This is a genomic window from Leisingera sp. UBA4491 (genome assembly GCF_002388965.1).
GTDB lineage: Bacteria > Pseudomonadota > Alphaproteobacteria > Rhodobacterales > Rhodobacteraceae > Leisingera > Leisingera aquaemixtae.
The window spans coordinates 61,148-79,713 of the sequence record NZ_DGNN01000028.1 but is presented as its reverse complement, the minus strand read 5'-3'; the positions used below and the strand labels follow the sequence as shown (position 1 = coordinate 79,713).

The following is an 18,566-nucleotide window of genomic DNA, read 5'->3' as shown; positions in this document are numbered from 1 at the left end:
CGGCGCGCTCCCGCCCGCTGCCCGCGCCCCTGGCGGGGCACCGCCAGCCGTTGGGCCGGGCAGCGCGCTGCAGGGGCAGGACTGCCCCTGACGGCGCTGGTGTGATTGTGTGACTGGCCGGACGGGTCAGCCCTGTTTCTTCAGCGGGCAGGTGTTCAGGCCGAGGATCCGGTAGACCGGGCAGTAGCCCATAATGCCGGTCGCCAGCGGCACCAGGCCGATGAGGCCCCACAGGGTTTGCGGGCCGATGAACACCAGCGACAGCAGGATCAGGCCAAGAAGGATGCGCAGGGCACGGTCGAGGGTGCCTTCGTTACGGGGCATTGCGTGGTCCTTTCGAACTCAGGTTGAAATTTCTGAGCCCATTTTAAACCGCGGCAGGGGGGGCTGTCGGTGACAGTGTCACCAAAGCTCAGGTTTCATCCTGAGCCACCCGCTCCAGCCCGGCGCGGTCCAGGATCCGAAGGTGCCCGCGCTGTGTTTCCACCAGGCCAAGGCGGGCGAATTCGCGCAGCCGGCGGGTGACGAAAGCGCGGCCTGAGGCGGTTTCGGCAGCCAGCGCGTCATGGGTGATGGCGAGATCGCCGCTGTCCTGTGCCAGCCGCAGAAGCACGCGGGCAAGGCGGGCGTCAAAACCGGTGAGGGCGACATCCTCGACCAGCTGCTCGTAATCGGCGAAACGGCGGGCGACGGCGGTCAGGACTTCGCTGCGGAAGTCCCCGTCCCGCGACATCGCCTCTCGGAAGGCGGCGTGCGGGATGATTTCGCCCTCCAGCGCGGTTTCCGCGACGCCCTCCGCCGCGTAGGGGCGGCCGTCGGTGAGGCAGGCAAAGGTCTGCAGGCAGACATCGCCCGGTCCGACGCGGTACAGCACGACCTCGCGCCCGTTGGCGGCGGTCAGGGTGACCTTGATGCGGCCGGCGGTGAGGCGGACAAAGCCGGGGCAGTCCTGCCCCGGGCGGAACAGCACGGTGCCGGCGGCGCAGGACAGGCGGCTCATGCCTGTCTCCGGCGGCTGAGGGCGCTGCGGAACTCCGACAGCCGGAAGGCGCCGAGGGCCTGGCCCGCAGCGAAGTAGACCACGCCGCCCAGCACCACCAGCCCCAGCAGGGACAGGTAGCGCCAGTACTCCAGCGTAAACAGCCAGCCCGCGGTCTGCGCCACCGTGAACAGCACCGCGCCCATCACGGCAGAGGCCGCCAGGATGCGCCAGGCGCGGCGGCGGAAGCGGGCATCGAACCGGGCTTCCTCCCCCATGCTGCGGGCGCCGAGCGCCAAGAGCGCCACCATCGCCCAGCCTGCGGCAGAGGCGGCAATGGCGGGGGCGATCCAGCCCAGCACCGGCTTGAGGCCGAAGGCAAGCGCGGCGTTCACCGCCATCGCCACCATCGCATAGTGGAACGGGGTCCGGGTGTCCTCGCGCGCGAAGTAAAGCGGCTGCAGCACCTTTTGCAGCATGAAGGCGGGCAGGCCCGCGCCATAGATGGCAACGGCGATGGCGATGGCGGCGACGTCTTCGGGACCGGTGGCGCCGCGCTCATAGAGGACCGAAACCAGCGGCAGCGGCACCGTGATGAAGGCAACGGCGGAGGGCACCGCCAGCAGCAGCGAGAACTCCCCGGCGCGCGAGAGGGCGTCCTGCGAGCCTGCGCCGTCGCCGGCCCGCAGGCGGCGCGACAGGGCGGGCAGCAGCACGATGCCGACGGCAATGCCCACCACCCCGAGCGGCAGCTGATACAGGCGGTCCGCGATGAACAGCCAGCTGGCGGCCTTTTCGATGTCGGAGGCCACATACTGCCCAACCACAAGGTTGATCTGGGTGACTCCCATCGCCAGCGCGGCAGGCACGGCAACCCGGACCAGATTGCGCATTTCGCTGTTCCAGCGGGGCAGGCCGGGGCGCAGGCGGATCCCGGCCCTGTCAGCAGCGGCCCAGACCAGCGCCAGCTGGGCAACGCCGGCCGCCGGAATGGTCCAGACCAGCCAGGTGACCACCTCGCCGCCCAAGAGCGCGCCTGCGGTCATGGCCGCGCAGGTGAAGATGTTGAGCAGTACCGGCGCGGCGGCGGCGGCGGCAAAGCGCCCGGTGGCGTTCAGTACCCCGGAAAACAGCGCCGCCAGCGACATGAACAGGATGTAGGGAAAGACGATATGGCCGAAACCCACCGCCATATCGAACCGCGCATCGCCGACAAAACCGCCGGCCGTCAGCCAGACCAGCCCCGGCATGAACACCATGCCCAGGCCCACCAGCGCCAGCACCGCGGCAGCCAGCAGGTTGAAGGCCTGCTGCGCATAGGCGGTGGCGTCTTCGCCAGCTTCGTAGCGTTTGGAGAATGCCGGGACAAAGGCCGCGTTAAAGGCGCCCTCGGCAAAAAACCGGCGGAACATATTGGGCAGGCGGAAGGCCACGATAAAGGCGTCCAGCACCGGCCCCGGCCCGATGAAGGCGGCGATCAGGATCTCGCGCGCAAAGCCGAGCACGCGGCTGGCCAGCGTCCAGAACCCGACGGTCAGGAACCCCGAAAGCAATCTGATTGGCTTCATATATCCGCCCGCTTTGCGCCCTCGGCAATCGCCTCGCGCAGCTTCTTGTCCAGCGTCCGCTGCTTGGACGCCGAATAGTATTTCAAGCCGAACATGTCTTTGACATAGAAGGCATCCACCACCTGTTCGCCATAGGTCGCAATCACCGCATTGGCAATATAGACATTGGCGGCGGCCAGGGTGCGCGCCAGATCATAGAGCAGGCCCGGGCGGTCGCGGGTGTCGACCTCGATGATGGTGTAGATCTCCGAGCCTTCGTTGTCGAAGGTGATATGGGTGGGCACCTTGAAGGCGCGCTCGCGCTTCTTGATCTTGTCGCGGGATTTCAGCGCATCGCGGGCGATCACCTCGCCCTTGAGCGTCTTCTCGATCATCTGCTTGAGCCGGTGCAGGCGCATCGGGTCGAAGGGATGGCCCTCGCTGTCCTGGATCCAGAACGCGTCCGTCACATAGCCGTCCTTGGTGGTGTAGGAGCGCGCGTCCACCACATTCGCCCCGACCAGCGCCAGCGCGCCGACGATGCGGGCAAAGATGCCGGGGTGATCCTCCATCACGAAACAGGCGCGGGTGGCGTCGCGGTCGACGTCAGGATAGAGCCGGATCATCACCTCGCCCGGGTCGCCCTTGGCGGTGAATTCGCGCAGCATTTCGGCAAAGTCCACATGCGCGGTGACATGCAGCCCGTGCCAGTAGGGCGGGTAGTGGCGGGCGGTTTCGGTCTTGAGGTCGGCCTTGGACCAGTCCGGCAGCGCCTGGCGCAGGGCTTTCTTGGCCGACGCGCCGCGGTGCTCGCGGTTGAGCGCTTCCATGCCGCCCTCAAGCGCGGCGCGGGTCTGGCCGTAAAGCGCCCGCAAAAGCGCGGCTTTCCAGTTGTTCCAGGTGTCCGGGCCAACGCCGCGGATGTCGCAGACGGTCAGCAGCAAGAGCAGGTCCAGCCGTTTGACGGTCTGCACCGCCTTGGCGAAATCGCGCACCGTGCGCGGGTCGGCGATGTCGCGTTTCTGGGCCATGTCCGACATCAGCAGGTGATAGCGGACCAGCCATTCCACGGTCTCGCATTCCGAAGGCTTCAGCCCCAGCCGGGGCGCCACCTTGCGGGCGATCTGGGCGCCCAGGATCGAATGGTCCTGCGCACGTCCCTTGCCGATGTCATGCAGCAGCATCGCCACCATCAGCACCTTGCGGTTCAGCCCCTTGCGCAGCACCTCCGAGGACAGCGGCAGCTCATCCTCCAGCTCGCCGCGCTCGATGGCGGCGAAATTGGCGATCACCTGGATGGTGTGCTCGTCCACCGTGTAGGAATGGTACATGTTGAACTGCATCATCGCCACGATCGGCTCAAACTCCGGCAGGAAGGCAGACAGCACGCCCAGCTCGTTCATCCGCCGCAGGGCGCGCTCCGGGTTGCCGTGCTTCAAGAGCAGATCAAGGAAGAGCCGCTGCGCCTCCTTGTTGTTGCGCATATTCTCGTCGATCAGGTTCAGGTTGGCGGTCACCAGCCGCATCGCGTCCGGGTGGATCAGCATGCCGGTGCGCAGCGCCTCCTCGAACAGCCGCAGCAGGTTCAGCTTGTCCTGCAAAAACGCCTGCGGGTCAGTCACGTCCAGCCTGTTATGCACCACCCGGTAGCCGGCCTTGGTCCGCGGGCGGCGGCGGAAGATCCGCTCCAGGAGCGGCGCGCCTTTCTGGTGGCTGGCTTCCAGCTTGGTCAGGAAAATCCGGGTCAGGTCGCCGACGCGGGTGGCGTGGCGGAAGTAATCCTGCATGAACAGCTCGACACCGCGGCGGCCGGCCTTGTCTTCATAGCCCATGCGCGCGGCGACATCGACCTGCATGTCAAAGGTCAGCTGTTCAGTGGCGCGGCCGGTGGCCAGATGCAGATGCGAGCGCACCGCCCACAGGAAGGCTGCCGCATTGGCAAACAACTCCATCTCTTCGGCGCGGAACAGGCCCAGCGGCACCAGGTCTTCGGTATCCTTGACCTGGTAAAGGTACTTGGCGATCCAGAACAGCGACTGCAGGTCGCGCAAGCCGCCCTTGCCCTCTTTCACGTTGGGTTCAACCACGTAGCGCTGGCCCTGTTTCAGGTGGCGCGCGTCGCGCTCGGCCAGCTTTGCCTCAATGAACTGTTCGGCATCCTTGGAGAACAGCTCTGCCCGCAGCCGTTTGTCCAGCTCCTTGGCCAGCGGCGCGTGCCCGGCCAGGAACCGGTGCTCCAGCATCGCGGTGCGGATGGTGTAGTCTTCGGCGCCCAGCCGGATGCAATCCTTGATGGTGCGGCTGGCGTGGCCGACCTTCAGCCGCAGGTCCCACAGGATATAGAGCATGGATTCGATCACGCTCTCCGCCCAGGCGGTGATCTTGTAGGGGGTCAGAAACAGCAGATCGACGTCCGAGGCCGGCGCCATCTCGCCCCGCCCGTAGCCGCCGACCGCCATCACCGCGATGCGCTCGCCCCGGGTCGGGTTGGCCAGCGGGTGCAGCAGGCCGCTGGCGACATGCAGCGCGGTGGTGACCAGACCGTCGGTCAGGAAGGTGTAAGAGCGGGTCAGCTCGCGCGCCGCGAAAGGTTTGGCAGCAAAGGCTTCGGCGATGACTGCGCGCCCGGCCTTGTTGGCCGCGCGCAGGATTTTCACCGTCTCGCCGCGCAGCTCTGCCGGGGTGCAACCCGCCGCCGATGCGTCAATCTGCGCCCGGACGGCGGCGGCATCGAAGATGTCCGCAGGGCCGCAGATCAGCGGCCCCAGCGGTTCGGGAAACCCGTTGGCAGCGCGCCGCGGGGGCCGGACAGAGGCCTCAGAAGCCTGCGCCGGCGAAGCTTCTTGGGGCTGGGTCAATGATCACGACCTTCTGTTCTTGGATGGTGGCAACCGCCAGGCCGCGCTCATTGGTGCCGTCGGGCCGCAGGCGGAAGATGCCGCCCGCCCCCTGGAAGCCTGCCCCCTGGGTCAGCGCGCCGCCGGTCAGGGCGTCGGATTTGCCCGCTGCAACCAGCGCGCCGATGGCGGCGATGCCGTCATAGGCGAGGCTGCCGATCGGATGCGGTGCGGCGCCGTAGCTGGCCTGGTAGCGGGCGCTGAACTGCTGCACCTTGCTCTGGTCCGGCAGGGCGAACCAGCCGCCCTGCACGCCGGGCAGGGTCAGGGTTTGCGGCGGGATGTCCCAGCGGGTCAGGCCGATATACTGCGTCACAGCCGGATCGACGCCGGCTTCGGGCATCAGCTGCGCCAGCAGCGGCAGCGCGCCTGCGGTGGTCGAGGTCAGGAACACCGCATCCGCGCCGGCCGCTTCGCTGCGGATGGCGGGGATGGCATTGATCACGCCCTGCTGCGACAGGTCGTAGCCGACGCTGCCCTTGATGCTGACGCCGGTCTCGCTGGCGGCGCGCTGGATGGCTGCGCGGCCTGCGGCGCCGGCCGCATCATTGCCGCCGACAATCAGGATGTTGCGCTTGCCGTTGCGGGCCGCAAGGCTGGTCAGCCTGCGGGCGGTGTTGTCGAAGGTCGGCCCCAGAATAAACACGTTGCCGCCGGCAATCGCCGGGTTGTTGGAGAACGCCAGCACGTTCACGCCGCGCTGGCGGGCGGCGATGCCGGCCGCGTTGGCGGCCTCGGCATAGACCGGGCCCAGGATCACCCGGGCGCCGTCGTCCAGCGCCTGCTGCGCCGCGGTGGAGGCGGTTGCCGGGTTGCCCGCGGTGTCATAGACGCGCAGGTCGATCTGCGCCCCCTGCAGGTCGCCGATGGCCAGGCGGGCGGCGTTTTCCAGGCTTTGGGCCAGCACCCGGTCGCCCTGCTGGGCGGAGCCGCGCGGCACCAGCAGCGCCACCGGCACCGGTTTGGAGGTGTTGATCGTCGGGCCGGTGCTGATGGCAACCGGATCACAGGCAGTCAGGGCAATGGCAGAAAGTGCCGCGGCAGCTGTCAGTGCCGCCTTGCGGGCCCGTTTGAAAACAGCAAACATAATGGCTTGAAACTCCGTTCTCCCGGCGCGGTTGCGCCGTGTGGGTTTAAGGACGGATCATAAACGACCAAAAAGGCGGGTCCAGCGTTGAATCACCAGAATGTCATTTTGTCCCCCGGGCTGTACTTTGTCGCCACGCCGATCGGCACGGCCCGCGACATTACCTTGCGGGCGCTGGATGTGCTGGCCTCAGCCGATGTGCTTGCGGCTGAGGATACACGCTCGCTGCGCAAGCTGATGGAGATTCACGGGGTGCCGCTGGGCGGGCGGCGGATCATCGCCTACCACGATCACAGCGGCAGCGGCGCGCGCGCCAAGCTGCTGGAGGCGCTGGCGGAGGGGAAATCGGTGGCCTACGCCTCCGAGGCCGGGATGCCGCTGATTGCCGATCCGGGCTTCGGCCTCAGCCGGGCCGCGGCGGAGGCGGGCCACATGGTGACCTGCGCCCCCGGCGCCTCGGCGGCGGCCACGGCGCTGACACTGGCGGGGCTGCCCACCGACGCCTTCTTCTTTGCAGGCTTCCTGCCCAACGCCGCCGGCGCCCGGCGCAAGCGGCTGGAGGAGCTGCGGGAAATCCCCGGCACGCTGATCTTCTATGAATCGCCCAAGCGGGTTGCCGCCTCGGTCTCGGATATGGCCGCGGTTCTGGGCAACCGCCCGGCGGCGCTGTGCCGCGAGCTGACCAAGAAGTTCGAGGAAGTGCGCCGCGCGCCGCTGGCGGAGCTGGCTGCCGGTCTGGAAGACAGGCCGGTCAAGGGCGAGATCGTGCTGCTGGTCGACCGCGCGCAGGAATCGGAGGTGAGCGAGGGCGATCTGGAAAGCGATCTGCAGGCCGCGTTGCAGGGCAACTCGGTCAAGGATGCCGCCGGGATTGTCGCCGAAATGCACGGGCTGCCGCGGCGCAAGGTCTATCAGCTGGCGCTGCAGCTGGCGAAGGACAGCTGAGCCTTGGCCCGCGCCCGCCAGCACCGCGGTGCCCGCGCCCATCTGGCGGGCGAGGCGGCGGAGGAGATCGTTGCCCGCCATTATGAAAACCGCGGCTACACCGTGGCGGAGCGCCGCTGGCGCGGGGCGGGCGGCGAGATCGACCTGATCCTGCGCGCCCCGGACGGGCTGGTGTTCGTGGAGGTGAAGCACAGCGCCACCAGCGCCGGTGCGGCGCAGCGGATCACCCCGCGGCAGGCGGAACGCATCTATGCCAGCGCCGGGCAGTACCTGGAGAGCACGCCGCAGGGCCAGCTCACACCAGTGCGGTTTGACGCGGCGCTGGTCAACGCAACCGGCGCCGTGGAAATCATCGAAAACGCTTTCGGCATGGATTGAACCGCGCCTGACCCATTGAACCCCAGGGCAGGGTGGGCCATGTATTTGGCCAGTTTACAAGGGATACTGCCATGAAAATCGCCTTCCAGATGGACCCGGTCATGGGCGTGGACATCAACGCGGACAGCAGCTTCCGCCTGGCCGAGGAGGCGCAGGCGCGCGGTCATGAGCTGTTCTTCTACGGCCCCGACCATCTGGCCTATCAGGAGGGCCGCATCACCGCCCGCGGCCATGACATGACCGTGCAGCGGGTGGCGGATGCGCCGGCGGTTCTGGGCCCGGAGCGCGAGGTGGATCTGGCGGAGTTCGACGTGGTCTGGCTGCGCCAGGACCCGCCGTTTGACATGCACTACATCACCTCGACCCATCTTCTGGACATGCTGAAGGGGCAGGCGCTGGTGGTGAACGACCCGTTCTGGGTGCGCAACTACCCGGAAAAGCTGCTGGTTCTGAAATTCCCGGATCTGACGCCGCCGACCACCATCGCCCGCGACCTGCAGACCATCAGGGCGTTCAAGGAGGTCCATGGCGATGTGATCCTGAAGCCGCTGTACGGCAATGGCGGGGCGGGCGTGTTCCGGCTGGACGCAAACGACCGCAACCTGACCTCGCTGCATGAGCTGTTCACCGGCTTCAGCCGCGAGCCGCTGATCGTGCAGAAATTCCTGCCTGACGTCAGCAACGGCGACAAGCGGGTGATCCTGGTCGACGGCGAGGCGGTGGGCGCCATCAACCGGGTGCCGGCAGCGGGCGAGACCCGCTCCAACATGCATGTGGGCGGCCGCCCCGAGAAGACCGGCCTGAGCGAGCGCGACCTGGAAATCTGCGCCGCCATCGGGCCCCTCTTGCGCGAAAAGGGGCAGGTCTTTGTCGGCATCGACGTGATCGGCGACTACCTGACAGAGATCAACGTGACCTCGCCCACCGGCATTCAGGAGCTGGAGCGGTTTGACGGGGTGAATATCGCTGAAAAGGTCTGGCAGGCGATCGAAGCCAAGATCCGCTGATGAGCTGGCAGCGCCGGGCCATAAATGCCTGGATGCGCTATGGCCTGAAGCCGGCGCTGCGGCTGACCGGCAGCCCGGAGTTCGTGCGCAAGGTCTTTGACCTGACCGCACCGCTGTTCTGCCCGGCGCTGCCCTATACCCGGGTGCTGCGGCGGCCCGCGCCGGTGCCGCTGTATCTGGTCTCTGCCGGGCAGACCCGCAGCAGGCGGATCATCCTGTTCCTGCACGGCGGCGCCTATCTGGCCGGCAGCGCCCGCGCCTATCAGGGGATGCTGTCCCGCCTTTCCTATGCCTCAGGCACCGAGATCGCCGTGCCCGATTACCGGCTGCTGCAGGAGGCACCGTTTCCGGCCGCCTATGATGACGCGATGACGGCCTGGCAGTCGCTGCGCCGGATGGGCTACGGGCCGGGGGACATCCTGCTGGCGGGCGACAGCGCAGGCGGCGGGCTGGCGCTGGCGCTTCTGGGCGGGCTTCTGGCCAGGGGCGAGCGCCCGGCGGGCGTGATTGCCTTTTCCCCCTGGTGCGATCTGACGCTGAGCGGGGCCAGCATCCAGGCCAACCGGGACAAGGATGTGATCATCCCCGCTGGGCGGATGAAAGAGGTTATCGAGCAGTATCTGGCGGGCGCGGACCCCGCTGATCCCCGCGCCTCCCCCCTGTTTGCGGAGTTTCCCGGCCCGCCGCCGGTGCTGATTCAGGCAGGCGACGTCGAAGTGCTGCTGTCGGATGCCGAGCGGATGGCAGAGCGGCTGCAGGCCGCGGGCGGCAGCGTGCGCCTGACCCTGTGGCGCGATGTGCCGCATGTCTGGCAGTTCATGGCCGGGCACCTGCCGGAAGGGCAGGCGGCGCTGGAGGAGGCGGCCGTCTTTGCGGTCGCGGTGCTGGACGGCGGCTCAGCGGGTTGAGGGCAGCCGGAAGCTCAGCGCCTCGGCAAAGTGCTGGCGCTGCACCCGCTCTTCACAGGCCAGGTCGGCAATGGTGCGGGCAACCCGCAGCACCCGGTGATAGCCGCGCGCGCTAAGGCCGAAGCGTTCCGCGGCGCGGACCAGCAGGCTGCGGCTTTCGGCGTCGGGCGCGGCGATCTCCTCCAGCAGGCTGCCCTCGGCATCGGCGTTCTGGCGCAGGCCGGGATGGTCACGGAACCGGGCGGTCTGCATCTCCCGCGCGATTGCCACCCGCCGGGCAACGCCGGCAGAGCCCTCGGCGCCGGGCGGCAGTTCCAGGTCGGCGACAGCCACCGGCGGCACGTCCAGATGCAGGTCGAAGCGGTCCAGCAGCGGGCCCGAGATCCGGCCCAGGTAGTCGGCGCCGCAAAGCGGCGCACGGGAACAGGCGCGGTTGGCATCGGCCAGGTAACCGCATTTGCAGGGGTTGGCGGCGGCCACCAGCATGAACCGGCTGGGGTATTTCACATGGGCATTGGCACGCGCCACCATCACCTCGCCGGTTTCCAGCGGCTGGCGCAGGGTTTCCAGCACCGGGCGCGCGAATTCCGGCAGCTCATCCAAGAACAAGACGCCGTTGTGGGCCAGGCTGATCTCGCCGGGCTGGGCGCGCCGCCCGCCGCCTGCAATCGCCGCCATCGAGGCGGTGTGATGCGGTTCGCGGAACGGGCGGGCGCGGCTGATGCCGCCGTCGTCGATCAGCCCGCACAGGGAATGGATCATCGAGGTTTCCAGCGCCTCCGCGGGCGACAGCGGCGGCAGGATCGAGGGCAGCCGCGCCGCCAGCATCGACTTGCCGGAGCCGGGCGGGCCGATCATCAGCATGTGATGGCGTCCGGCAGCCGCGATTTCCAGCGCGCGCTTGGCGGTCTCCTGGCCCTTCACATCGCGCAGGTCCTTGCCGCCCAGGCCGCTGACCGCCTCGCCGGGGGCGGCGGGTTCAATGCGCCGCTGGCCGGTGAAATGCTGCACCACCTCCGTCAGCGTGGCGGCGCCGATCACCTGCGCCGCATCGACCCAGGCCGCCTCCGGCCCCGAAGGTTTCGGGCAGAGCAGCAGCCGGTCTTCCTCCGCCGCGGTGACGGCGGCGGGCAGGGCGCCGGTCACCGGCATCAGCTGGCCGTCCAGCGACAGCTCTCCCAGGGCGATGGTCTCCTCGGTTTTTTCCGCCGGGATGATGCCGATGGCGGCCAGCAGGGCGAGCGCAATCGGCAGGTCGAAATGGCTGCCCTCCTTGGGCAGGTCCGCGGGCGACAAGTTCACCGTGATCCGGCGCGAGGGCAGGGCGATGGACATCGCCGCAAAAGCCGCGCGCACCCGTTCGCGCGCTTCCTGGACCGCCTTGTCCGGCAAACCGACGACAGAGAAGGCGGGCAGGCCCGGGGCGACGGCGCATTGCACCTCGACCAGCCGGGCGTCAACCCCTTGAAAGGCAACTGTGTAGGACCGTGCGGTCATCTCTCCCAACCCTCCTGGTGCAGGGAGAAATGCTTGGCAATCGTGGTTTCCGAGTCGTTAACGCCGAGCGCGGCGGACGGCGAATTCACGCAGAATTCGCGCTCGCGGCAGGCTCAGTCCAGCGTCCAGGGCCGCCGCGGCAGATCCATCGCGTAGGGTTCCGGGTCATAGCTGACCTCATGCGCCTGCCTCTGCCATTGCAGGAAGGCCGGGTCGGACAGCAGCAGCTTGCAATAAGCGCGGGTTTCAGCGGACACCGGCAGGCCGTAGCCCGTGATCCGCGCGGCCACCGGGGTGTAGAACACATCTGCCAGCGAATACGCCCCAAACAGATAGCCGCTGCTGTGGCCCGAGACCTTGCGGGCATGGGCGAACAGGGTTTCGATCCGCTCCAGGTCCGCCTGCACCGCGGGCGGCACCTCGAACCCCTCGTACACATGCGCCAGCTGCATCGGGCAGCCGCCGCGCAGCGCGCCAAAGCCTGCGGCCATCTCCGCCGCCAGCCAGCGCGCCGTGGCCCGCTGCGCCGGATCCGACGGCCAAAGGCCGGCCTCCGGGTGCCGTTCCGCCAACGTCTCGGCAATGGCAAGGCTTTCGCCGATCACCGTGCCCTCGGGCGTGCGCAGGGCAGGCACCAGCCGGGCCGGGGCCAGATGCGCCATGTCATCCGCCATGGTGCCGGAATACAGCCCCACCATATGCACCGTATGGGGCAGGGAGAATTTTTCGAGCATGAGCCAGCCGCGCAAGGACCAGCTGGAGAACATGCGGTCGCCGATATAAAGTTCATAAGCCATGCCAGCAGGCTAGCGCCGGGCGTAACATGTTGAAATGGAATGTTTGTGATGGCACCCGTCACGGGAGGTGATTGATCACACCCGTCCGCCAGCCGTCCGGGCCATGGGAGATTTCGCTGACCGACAGGTTGTCGATGCGGTGGGCAAAGGCCTCTTCCGCGGTCAGCAGCTCCGCCCGCTGGATCTGGGTCAGGATCTGGCCGAAGTGGCCGACAACAATCAGGTCGCGGCCCCGGTGCGCGCCGATCAGCCCGTCAACAGCCGCATTCACCCGGTTGCAGACCTGGTGCCAGCTCTCGCCGCCGGGCGGTGTCACATCGCCGGGGGTCTCCCAATAGGCGCGGATGCGCTCCGGGTCCTCGGCGTCGACCTCTGCCCAGGTCCGCAGCTCCCAGGCGCCAAAGTGGATCTCGCGCAGCGCCCGCACATGCGGCAGGCGCTGGCGCTGCCCCTGGATGGCGGTGGCGGTCTCTGCCGCGCGGGACAAGTCCGAGGACACCACAAGCGCGTCTGCAGGCAAATAGGCCGACAGGCGCGCCAGCGCCGCCGAATCGGACAGGTCGGCGGGCAGATCCGACCAGCCGACCATGGATTTGGCATGAGTCGGGCCATGCCGGATCAGGAACAGCCGGGTGATCATAACGCCCCTTTCAGCACCAGCGGCAGCCCCGCGGTCACTTGCACCACGGTGTCCGCTCGCGCCGCCAGCGCGATGTTGAGCCGCCCCTGCGCCTCGCGGAACCGGCGGGCCAGCGCGTTCTCTGGCACGATGCCAAGGCCGGTTTCGTTGGACACGATCACCAGGTCCGCCCGGCACTGGTCCACCGCCGCCAGCAGCCCGTCCTGGGCGGCTTGCAGGTCGTGATCTGCCAGCAAATGATTGGTCAGCCACATGGTGGCGCAATCCATCAGGCAGATCTGGCCCGGCTCCAGAACGCCCAGAACCCTGGCCGCTGTTTCCGGTTCTTCAACAGTGGCCCAGCCTGAACCCCTTTGTTCGAGGTGGCGGGACACTTTAGCGCGCATCTCACTGTCGAAAATTTGCGCAGTCGCCCAGTAAACCCTGCTTTTCCCGGAGTTTAAGCACAGCTGCTCGGCATAGGCCGATTTCCCTGAGGCGGCCCCCCCAAGAATAAAAGTTACATTTGCAGGCATTTCTTGCTAACCTGTAAGTCCGAAGCCGTTCCTGTGGGTATCCGCAGGGCCCGGTGAACACAAGAGACCGCAGCATCCCGGGGTTCCACTTATTAAGGCCGGGTAAGCCTGCGCAGGGGCCAAAATAAAATTTAACGTTCCCATTTTGGCCTTTGGATGAGCCGCGAGTCGCATCCGCTGTGCTGTTGCTGCCGGTCTTTATAAACCGGGCCCCCATTGTTCCGTGCGCGTCCTCAAGACGGCAGTTTGTTAATTAGTTTCCGGGGGGAAATCACATGGCACTTGATCAAACACTCGAAAACCCATTGCCGAGGCAGGCAATGAAGGCAGAGCTTTTGGATGCCGAAACCGAGCGCCGTCTGGCCTATGCCTGGCGCGATGACCGCGATGTTGCATCGCTGCATAGGCTTATCAACGCCTATATGCGCCTGGCCATTTCCATGGCCGCCAAGTTCAAGCGCTACGGGGCGCCGATGAACGACCTGATCCAGGAGGCAGGCCTGGGCCTGATGAAAGCGGCAGACAAGTTCGATCCGGACCGCGGCGTGCGGTTCTCCACCTATGCGGTGTGGTGGATCAAGGCGTCGATCCAGGATTACGTGATGCGCAACTGGTCGATGGTGCGCACCGGCTCGACCTCGTCGCAGAAGTCGCTGTTTTTCAACATGCGCCGGGTGCAGGCGCAGCTGGAGCGTGAGGCGCGGTCTTCGGGCGTGCCGCTGGATCAGCACCAGCTGCATCAGAAGATCGCCACCGAGATCGGTGTGCCGCTGCGCGATGTGGAGATGATGGAGGGGCGCCTGTCGGGGGCTGACTTCTCTTTGAACGCGGTGCAGTCCACCGACGAGGAGGGCCGCGAATGGATCGACGCGCTGGAGGATGATGCCTCGCAAGCCGAAGATCTGGTGCAGGAGCGGCACGACCGCCGCCAGCTGCGCAAGTGGCTGGTCACGGCGCTGCAGGCGCTGAACGACCGCGAGCGCTTTATCATCACCGAGCGCAAGCTGCGCGACCGTCCGCGCACGCTGGAAAGCCTCGGCACGGAGCTGGGCCTCTCCAAGGAGCGGGTGCGGCAGCTGGAGGCCGGTGCGTTCCAGAAGATGCGCAAGAGCCTTGAAAGCCAATCGCGGGAGGTGCAGAAACTGCTTTCATGAGAAAGCGGCTGACTGTCCTGAAAACTTTGGCAAGCGCCGCCGTTCTGGCGGCGCTTGGCCTGTCTGGCGCCCGCGCCGGCGATCTGGCGGCGGCGGCCGGACTGCTGCGCGGCGCAGATGTGGCGATCCTCGGCGAGGTGCATGACAACGCGGTGCATCACCAGCGGCAGGCTGCGCTGCTGGCAGAGCTGCAGCCCAAGGCCGTGGTCTGGGAGATGATCACGGCAGAGCAGGCAGAGAGCCTGAACCCGGCAACGCTGGCGGATGCGGAGCAGGTTGCGCAAGCCTTGGACTGGGCGCAGTCCGGCTGGCCGGAGTTTTCCCTTTATGCGCCGGTCTTTGCGGCCGCCCAGGGCGCCCGCCAGTACGGGGCGCTGGTGCCGCGGGCAGAGGCTGCCCGGGCGCTGGAGCAGGGTGCCGCCGCCTATTTCGGTGCAGAGGCCGCCGCGCGCTTTGGCCTGGATCAGCCGCTGCCCGCTGCCGAACAGGCGGCGCGCGAGGGGGATCAGCTGGCCAGTCACTGCAACGCGATGCCGGCCGAGATGCTGCCGGTTCTGGTGGACATCCAGCGCCTGCGCGACGCCAGTCTGGCCGCTGCCGCGGACCGGGCGCTGGCAGAGACCGGCGGCCCGGTGGCAGTCATCACCGGCAATGGCCACGCCCGCGCGGACCGCGGAATGGCGGTGTACCTTGCCAAGGCCCGCCCCGAGGCCCGGATCCGCAGCCTGGGCCAGTCGGAGGACGGGCAGATCAGCGGCAGTTTCGATCTGGTGCTGGATGCACCGGCGGCAGAGCGTCCCGATCCCTGTCTGGCGTTTCAGAACAGCAACTGAGTCGTCCTGCGCAAGCGGCCGGCGGTGCGTTTGCCCCGGACCGCGCCGTGCGCAGCGCGGCGCCCGGCCCAACGCCGCCAGCGGCAGGGGCCGCAGGCCCGTGCCGCGCGGGGGCGGGAGCCATTGCCTCTGCCCTTGGGACGGCGCGCCGGGCCGGGAAAACCGTTTCACACTTCCCTTTCGGCGCAGTACAGTCGCGGCAAACCGGGCGAGGACGCGCAAATGCTGGCTGGCAAACATATTCTTCTGATCATCGGCGGCGGCATCGCGGCCTATAAATCGCTGGAACTGATCCGCCGCCTGCAGGATCAAGGCGCCCGGGTGACGCCGGTGCTGACCAAATCCGGTGCCGAATTCGTGACGCCCCTGTCGGTGTCGGCCCTGGCCGGAACGCCTGTGCATCAGGAGCTGTTCGACCTGACCGCAGAGGCCGAGATGGGCCATATCCAGCTGTCGCGCAGCGCCGATCTGCTGGTGGTGGCGCCGGCCACCGCGGATCTGATGGCCAAGATGGCGCAAGGCCATGCAAACGACCTTGCCTCTACCCTGCTGCTGGCCACCGACACGCCGGTGCTGCTGGCGCCCGCGATGAACGTGCGGATGTGGGAGCACCCGGCCACCCGGCGCAATCTTGAGATCCTGAAAGGCGACGGTGTGTCCCTTGTGGGCCCCAACGAGGGCAGCATGGCCTGTGGCGAATTCGGCCCAGGACGGATGGCGGAACCGGAGGAGATCCTGTCCGCCATTGCGGCCAAGCTCTCGGATGGGCCGTTGAAGGGCAAGCGCATTCTGGTCACTTCCGGCCCCACGCATGAGCCGATCGACCCGGTGCGCTACATCGCCAACCACTCCTCCGGGGCGCAGGGGGCGGCGGTGGCCCGTGCTCTGCGCGATCTGGGCGCGGAGGTGGTGTTCATCACGGGCCCGGCAGCGGTCCGGCCCCCTGAGGGGGTACAGGTGGTGCCAGTGGAAAGCGCCCGTGAGATGGCGGCCGCAGTGCAGGCGGCGCTGCCCGCAGACGCCGGGGTCTTTGCCGCTGCGGTGGCGGACTGGCGGGTGGCCAGCGCCTCGGACCGCAAGCTGAAGAAATCCAAGGACGGGCTGCCGGTTCTGGAGTTCGCGGAAAACCCCGACATCCTGAAGACCGTCTCGCAGATGAGCGAAGGCCGTCCCGGACTGGTGGTCGGCTTCGCCGCGGAAACCAACGATGTGGTCGAAAACGCCTCCGCCAAGCGCAAGCGCAAGGGCTGCGACTGGATCGTCGCCAATGACGTCTCGCCCGCGACCGGCATCATGGGGGGCAGCGAAAACGCGGTGATCCTGATCTCTGACGGCGGCGCCGAGGAATGGCCGCGCATGGCCAAGGATGAGGTCGCCCGCAAACTGGCAGAGCGGATTGCCGCGGCGCTGGCCGGGTGATTTTGAGTATTTTTGGAAAGATGAAGGGGGAGCGGGGATGGTCACGATCCGTGTGATCCATGAGGAAGCTGCGGACCGGGATGTGCCGCTGCCTTCCTATGAGACTGCCGGTGCGGCGGGGGCTGATGTGCGGGCCAACCTGCCGGACCGCGGCTTTCTGGTGCTGCAGCCGGGGGAGCGCACGCTGGTGCCCACCGGGCTGCGTGTGGAGATCCCGGCAGGCTATGAGGTGCAGATCCGGCCGCGTTCCGGGCTGGCGCTGAAACACGGGATCACGCTGCCCAACACGCCGGGCACCATCGACAGCGATTATCGCGGGCCCTTGGGGGTGATTTTGCTGAACGCGGGGCAGGAGCCGTTTCAGATCGCGCATGGCGACCGCATTGCGCAAATGGTGGTGGCGCCGGTCCTGCAGGCGCGGTTTGAACGGGCGGAGGCGCTGTCCGCAACGCCCCGCGGGGCGGGCGGCTTTGGCTCGACCGGGCAGGCCTGATGCTGCGGATCCTGATCCTGGCGGCGCTGATCTGGTGGGGCGGGCGGTTCCTGGGCCTGCCGCGCAACCTGCGCCTTGGGCTGCTGGCGGTGCTGTTCACCGCCGTGCTAGCAGTGCAGCTGACCCTGCCGGACGGGCATCCCTTGCGCGAAGGCACCGGCGGTTCAGCCGCGCCTTGGCTGATGCTGGGCGGCTTTGCCCTTGTGGCCGGTTTCTATGCGCGTATCGTGGCGGCTTTGAAGACCCGCGCCCAGCCCCAGGACACGCAGATGACCCAGCCCGCAGGAACCTTCACCGAAAGCGAGCTTGACCGCTATGCCCGCCATATCGTCCTGCGCGAGCTGGGCGGGCCGGGGCAGAAACGGCTGAAACAGGCCAAGGTGCTGGTGATCGGCGCAGGCGGTCTGGGCGCGCCTGCGCTGCAGTATCTGGCCGCCGCCGGTGTTGGCACCATCGGGGTGATTGATGATGACGTGGTCGACAACGCCAATTTACAGCGCCAGGTGATTCACCGGGACAAGGACATCGGCACGCCCAAGGTGTTCTCTGCCCAGGCCGCGATGGAGGCGCAGAACCCCTATGCGGAGGTGCGCCCCTACAACCGCCGCCTGAGCGATGACATCGCGGCGGAGCTGTTTGCCGAATATGATCTGATCCTCGACGGCACCGACAATTTTGAGACCCGTTATCTGGCCAACCGCACCGCCGTGACGCTGGGCAAGCCGCTGATCTCAGGCGCGCTGTCGCAGTGGGAGGGGCAGCTGAGCGTGTTTCACCCGGCCCAGGACGGTCCGTGCTACCAGTGCATTTTCCCGGAGGCGCCTGCGGCCGGTCTGGCACCCAGCTGCTCCGAGGCCGGGGTGGCCGGCCCGCTGCCGGGGGTTGTCGGGGCGATGATGGCGGTCGAGGCGGTCAAGCAGATCACCGGCGCGGGCCAGGTGCTGCGGGGGGAAATGCTGATCTACGACGGGCTCTATGGCGAGACGCGCAAGATCCGCCTGTCGCGGCGCGAGGGCTGCCCGGTCTGCAGCGGTCCCGGACAGAGCTGACCTGGCCGCCCGGAACCTTCCATGAATGAAGCCTACTACATCGCGCTGCTGTGCGGCGCCCTGTTCGGCGGCCAGCCGGAGACGGTGCATCAGTTCACCTATCCCGGCGGGGCGGCATCCATCCGGACCGATTGCGAAAACCGCAACCGCGTCATTGAATTCGGTCTCGACAAGCGCAGTAGCCTGGACAGCATTCAGCAGGCGCTGTTCGCGGCGGAAATCACCGGCAAGGAAGCGGTGGTTGCGCTGATTGATACCGACGGCACCTTGGGCCGCTTTGAGTGGCGCATCGCCCGCGCGGCCAATATCGCGGGCGTTCCGATCCGGATTATCCCGGCTGAATTGGCGCACAGCCTCGGGGCCGGCGGCTGATCCGGGCAGCCGGACCCGGATACGCCGGCCCGGCCCGCGCACCCCGCCT

General features: G+C 67.5%; 19 protein-coding genes. 10 read left to right on the top strand and 9 right to left on the bottom strand.

Annotated elements, in window-relative coordinates; all coding sequences use genetic code 11:
• Nucleotides 1-126 precede the first annotated feature (126 nt).
• The 5 genes from B2P87_RS16715 to B2P87_RS16695 all read right to left on the bottom strand — a co-directional run bounded on the left by B2P87_RS16715 (nucleotide 127) and on the right by B2P87_RS16695 (nucleotide 6,510).
• Nucleotides 127-324, bottom strand: coding sequence for a YgaP family membrane protein (locus tag B2P87_RS16715; protein WP_141889461.1), 198 nt, complete (start codon nucleotides 322-324; stop codon nucleotides 127-129).
• 88 nt (nucleotides 325-412) lie between these two features.
• Nucleotides 413-1,000, bottom strand: a complete 588-nt coding sequence (locus B2P87_RS16710; RefSeq protein ID WP_141889462.1) for a Crp/Fnr family transcriptional regulator — start codon at nucleotides 998-1,000, stop codon at nucleotides 413-415.
• The gene (gene murJ, locus B2P87_RS16705) at nucleotides 997-2,547 is read right to left on the bottom strand and encodes a murein biosynthesis integral membrane protein MurJ (protein WP_141889463.1); all 1,551 of its coding nucleotides are present in this window, start codon (nucleotides 2,545-2,547) and stop codon (nucleotides 997-999) included. Before murJ ends, B2P87_RS16710 begins: the two co-directional genes overlap by 4 nt.
• Entirely contained in the window at nucleotides 2,544-5,384 is a 2,841-nt protein-coding gene (locus B2P87_RS16700) for a [protein-PII] uridylyltransferase (protein ID WP_141889464.1), read from the bottom strand. The genes murJ and B2P87_RS16700 overlap by 4 nt, the downstream gene beginning before the upstream one ends.
• Nucleotides 5,344-6,510: an ABC transporter substrate-binding protein gene (locus B2P87_RS16695; RefSeq protein ID WP_141889465.1), complete on the bottom strand. Its 1,167-nt coding sequence runs from the start codon at nucleotides 6,508-6,510 to the stop codon at nucleotides 5,344-5,346. Before B2P87_RS16695 ends, B2P87_RS16700 begins: the two co-directional genes overlap by 41 nt.
• Nucleotides 6,511-6,597: 87 nt before the next feature.
• On the opposite strand from B2P87_RS16695, the gene rsmI reads away from it, so the two are divergent.
• The 4 genes from rsmI to B2P87_RS16675 all read left to right on the top strand — a co-directional run bounded on the left by rsmI (nucleotide 6,598) and on the right by B2P87_RS16675 (nucleotide 9,748).
• Complete coding sequence (rsmI, locus tag B2P87_RS16690; RefSeq protein ID WP_141889466.1) at nucleotides 6,598-7,455, top strand: 16S rRNA (cytidine(1402)-2'-O)-methyltransferase; 858 nt, start codon at nucleotides 6,598-6,600, stop codon at nucleotides 7,453-7,455.
• A gap of 3 nt (nucleotides 7,456-7,458) precedes the next feature.
• Nucleotides 7,459-7,833 carry a YraN family protein gene (locus B2P87_RS16685; RefSeq protein ID WP_058286333.1) on the top strand — a complete coding sequence of 125 codons (375 nt, stop codon included), beginning with the start codon at nucleotides 7,459-7,461 and terminating at the stop codon, nucleotides 7,831-7,833.
• Nucleotides 7,834-7,904: 71 nt separating this feature from the next.
• Nucleotides 7,905-8,840, top strand: coding sequence for a glutathione synthase (gshB, locus tag B2P87_RS16680; protein ID WP_058286334.1), 936 nt, complete (start codon nucleotides 7,905-7,907; stop codon nucleotides 8,838-8,840).
• On the top strand, nucleotides 8,840-9,748 hold the full coding sequence (locus B2P87_RS16675; protein WP_141889467.1) for an alpha/beta hydrolase fold domain-containing protein: 909 nt from the start codon (nucleotides 8,840-8,842) through the stop codon (nucleotides 9,746-9,748). The genes gshB and B2P87_RS16675 overlap by 1 nt, the downstream gene beginning before the upstream one ends.
• Here the strand turns inward: B2P87_RS16675 and B2P87_RS16670 are convergent.
• The 4 genes from B2P87_RS16670 to cobU all read right to left on the bottom strand — a co-directional run bounded on the left by B2P87_RS16670 (nucleotide 9,737) and on the right by cobU (nucleotide 13,197).
• Nucleotides 9,737-11,245 carry a YifB family Mg chelatase-like AAA ATPase gene (locus tag B2P87_RS16670; RefSeq protein WP_141889468.1) on the bottom strand — a complete coding sequence of 503 codons (1,509 nt, stop codon included), beginning with the start codon at nucleotides 11,243-11,245 and terminating at the stop codon, nucleotides 9,737-9,739. The two genes, B2P87_RS16675 and B2P87_RS16670, sit on opposite strands and share 12 nt — an antisense overlap.
• A 113-nt stretch (nucleotides 11,246-11,358) precedes the next feature.
• The gene (locus B2P87_RS16665) at nucleotides 11,359-12,042 is read right to left on the bottom strand and encodes a glutathione S-transferase (RefSeq protein WP_141889469.1); all 684 of its coding nucleotides are present in this window, start codon (nucleotides 12,040-12,042) and stop codon (nucleotides 11,359-11,361) included.
• 58 nt (nucleotides 12,043-12,100) lie between these two features.
• Complete coding sequence (locus B2P87_RS16660) at nucleotides 12,101-12,682, bottom strand: histidine phosphatase family protein (protein ID WP_141889470.1); 582 nt, start codon at nucleotides 12,680-12,682, stop codon at nucleotides 12,101-12,103.
• Nucleotides 12,679-13,197 (bottom strand): bifunctional adenosylcobinamide kinase/adenosylcobinamide-phosphate guanylyltransferase, encoded by a 519-nt coding sequence (cobU, locus tag B2P87_RS16655; protein ID WP_286852976.1) that lies wholly within the window; start codon nucleotides 13,195-13,197, stop codon nucleotides 12,679-12,681. The genes B2P87_RS16660 and cobU overlap by 4 nt, the downstream gene beginning before the upstream one ends.
• 275 nt (nucleotides 13,198-13,472) lie before the next feature.
• Between cobU and B2P87_RS16650 the strand changes: the two genes are divergently transcribed.
• From B2P87_RS16650 to B2P87_RS16625, 6 genes are all read left to right on the top strand, one after another.
• Nucleotides 13,473-14,351, top strand: coding sequence for an RNA polymerase factor sigma-32 (locus B2P87_RS16650; protein ID WP_141889472.1), 879 nt, complete (start codon nucleotides 13,473-13,475; stop codon nucleotides 14,349-14,351).
• Complete coding sequence (locus B2P87_RS16645) at nucleotides 14,348-15,184, top strand: ChaN family lipoprotein (protein ID WP_141889473.1); 837 nt, start codon at nucleotides 14,348-14,350, stop codon at nucleotides 15,182-15,184. Before B2P87_RS16650 ends, B2P87_RS16645 begins: the two co-directional genes overlap by 4 nt.
• Before the next feature lie 222 nt (nucleotides 15,185-15,406).
• Nucleotides 15,407-16,603, top strand: a complete 1,197-nt coding sequence (gene coaBC / locus B2P87_RS16640; RefSeq protein WP_141889474.1) for a bifunctional phosphopantothenoylcysteine decarboxylase/phosphopantothenate--cysteine ligase CoaBC — start codon at nucleotides 15,407-15,409, stop codon at nucleotides 16,601-16,603.
• 37 nt (nucleotides 16,604-16,640) lie between these two features.
• On the top strand, nucleotides 16,641-17,096 hold the full coding sequence (gene dut / locus B2P87_RS16635) for a dUTP diphosphatase (RefSeq protein ID WP_141889475.1): 456 nt from the start codon (nucleotides 16,641-16,643) through the stop codon (nucleotides 17,094-17,096).
• Complete coding sequence (locus B2P87_RS16630; protein ID WP_141889476.1) at nucleotides 17,096-18,145, top strand: HesA/MoeB/ThiF family protein; 1,050 nt, start codon at nucleotides 17,096-17,098, stop codon at nucleotides 18,143-18,145. The genes dut and B2P87_RS16630 overlap by 1 nt, the downstream gene beginning before the upstream one ends.
• A 21-nt stretch (nucleotides 18,146-18,166) precedes the next feature.
• The gene (locus B2P87_RS16625) at nucleotides 18,167-18,517 is read left to right on the top strand and encodes a hypothetical protein (protein ID WP_141889477.1); all 351 of its coding nucleotides are present in this window, start codon (nucleotides 18,167-18,169) and stop codon (nucleotides 18,515-18,517) included.
• Nucleotides 18,518-18,566: the final 49 nt, after the last annotated feature.

Coding starts and splice junctions, on each gene's coding strand:
- murJ (WP_141889463.1), bottom strand. CDS start 2,547: ATGAAGCCAATCAGATTGCTTTCGGGGTTCCTGACCGTCGGGTTCTGG.
- B2P87_RS16625 (WP_141889477.1), top strand. CDS start 18,167: ATGAATGAAGCCTACTACATCGCGCTGCTGTGCGGCGCCCTGTTCGGC.
- B2P87_RS16665 (WP_141889469.1), bottom strand. CDS start 12,042: ATGGCTTATGAACTTTATATCGGCGACCGCATGTTCTCCAGCTGGTCC.
- B2P87_RS16670 (WP_141889468.1), bottom strand. CDS start 11,245: ATGACCGCACGGTCCTACACAGTTGCCTTTCAAGGGGTTGACGCCCGG.
- dut (WP_141889475.1), top strand. CDS start 16,641: ATGGTCACGATCCGTGTGATCCATGAGGAAGCTGCGGACCGGGATGTG.
- B2P87_RS16715 (WP_141889461.1), bottom strand. CDS start 324: ATGCCCCGTAACGAAGGCACCCTCGACCGTGCCCTGCGCATCCTTCTT.
- B2P87_RS16645 (WP_141889473.1), top strand. CDS start 14,348: ATGAGAAAGCGGCTGACTGTCCTGAAAACTTTGGCAAGCGCCGCCGTT.
- cobU (WP_286852976.1), bottom strand. CDS start 13,197: ATGCCTGCAAATGTAACTTTTATTCTTGGGGGGGCCGCCTCAGGGAAA.
- gshB (WP_058286334.1), top strand. CDS start 7,905: ATGAAAATCGCCTTCCAGATGGACCCGGTCATGGGCGTGGACATCAAC.
- B2P87_RS16630 (WP_141889476.1), top strand. CDS start 17,096: ATGCTGCGGATCCTGATCCTGGCGGCGCTGATCTGGTGGGGCGGGCGG.
- B2P87_RS16660 (WP_141889470.1), bottom strand. CDS start 12,682: ATGATCACCCGGCTGTTCCTGATCCGGCATGGCCCGACTCATGCCAAA.
- B2P87_RS16710 (WP_141889462.1), bottom strand. CDS start 1,000: ATGAGCCGCCTGTCCTGCGCCGCCGGCACCGTGCTGTTCCGCCCGGGG.
- B2P87_RS16650 (WP_141889472.1), top strand. CDS start 13,473: ATGGCACTTGATCAAACACTCGAAAACCCATTGCCGAGGCAGGCAATG.
- B2P87_RS16675 (WP_141889467.1), top strand. CDS start 8,840: ATGAGCTGGCAGCGCCGGGCCATAAATGCCTGGATGCGCTATGGCCTG.
- coaBC (WP_141889474.1), top strand. CDS start 15,407: ATGCTGGCTGGCAAACATATTCTTCTGATCATCGGCGGCGGCATCGCG.
- B2P87_RS16695 (WP_141889465.1), bottom strand. CDS start 6,510: ATGTTTGCTGTTTTCAAACGGGCCCGCAAGGCGGCACTGACAGCTGCC.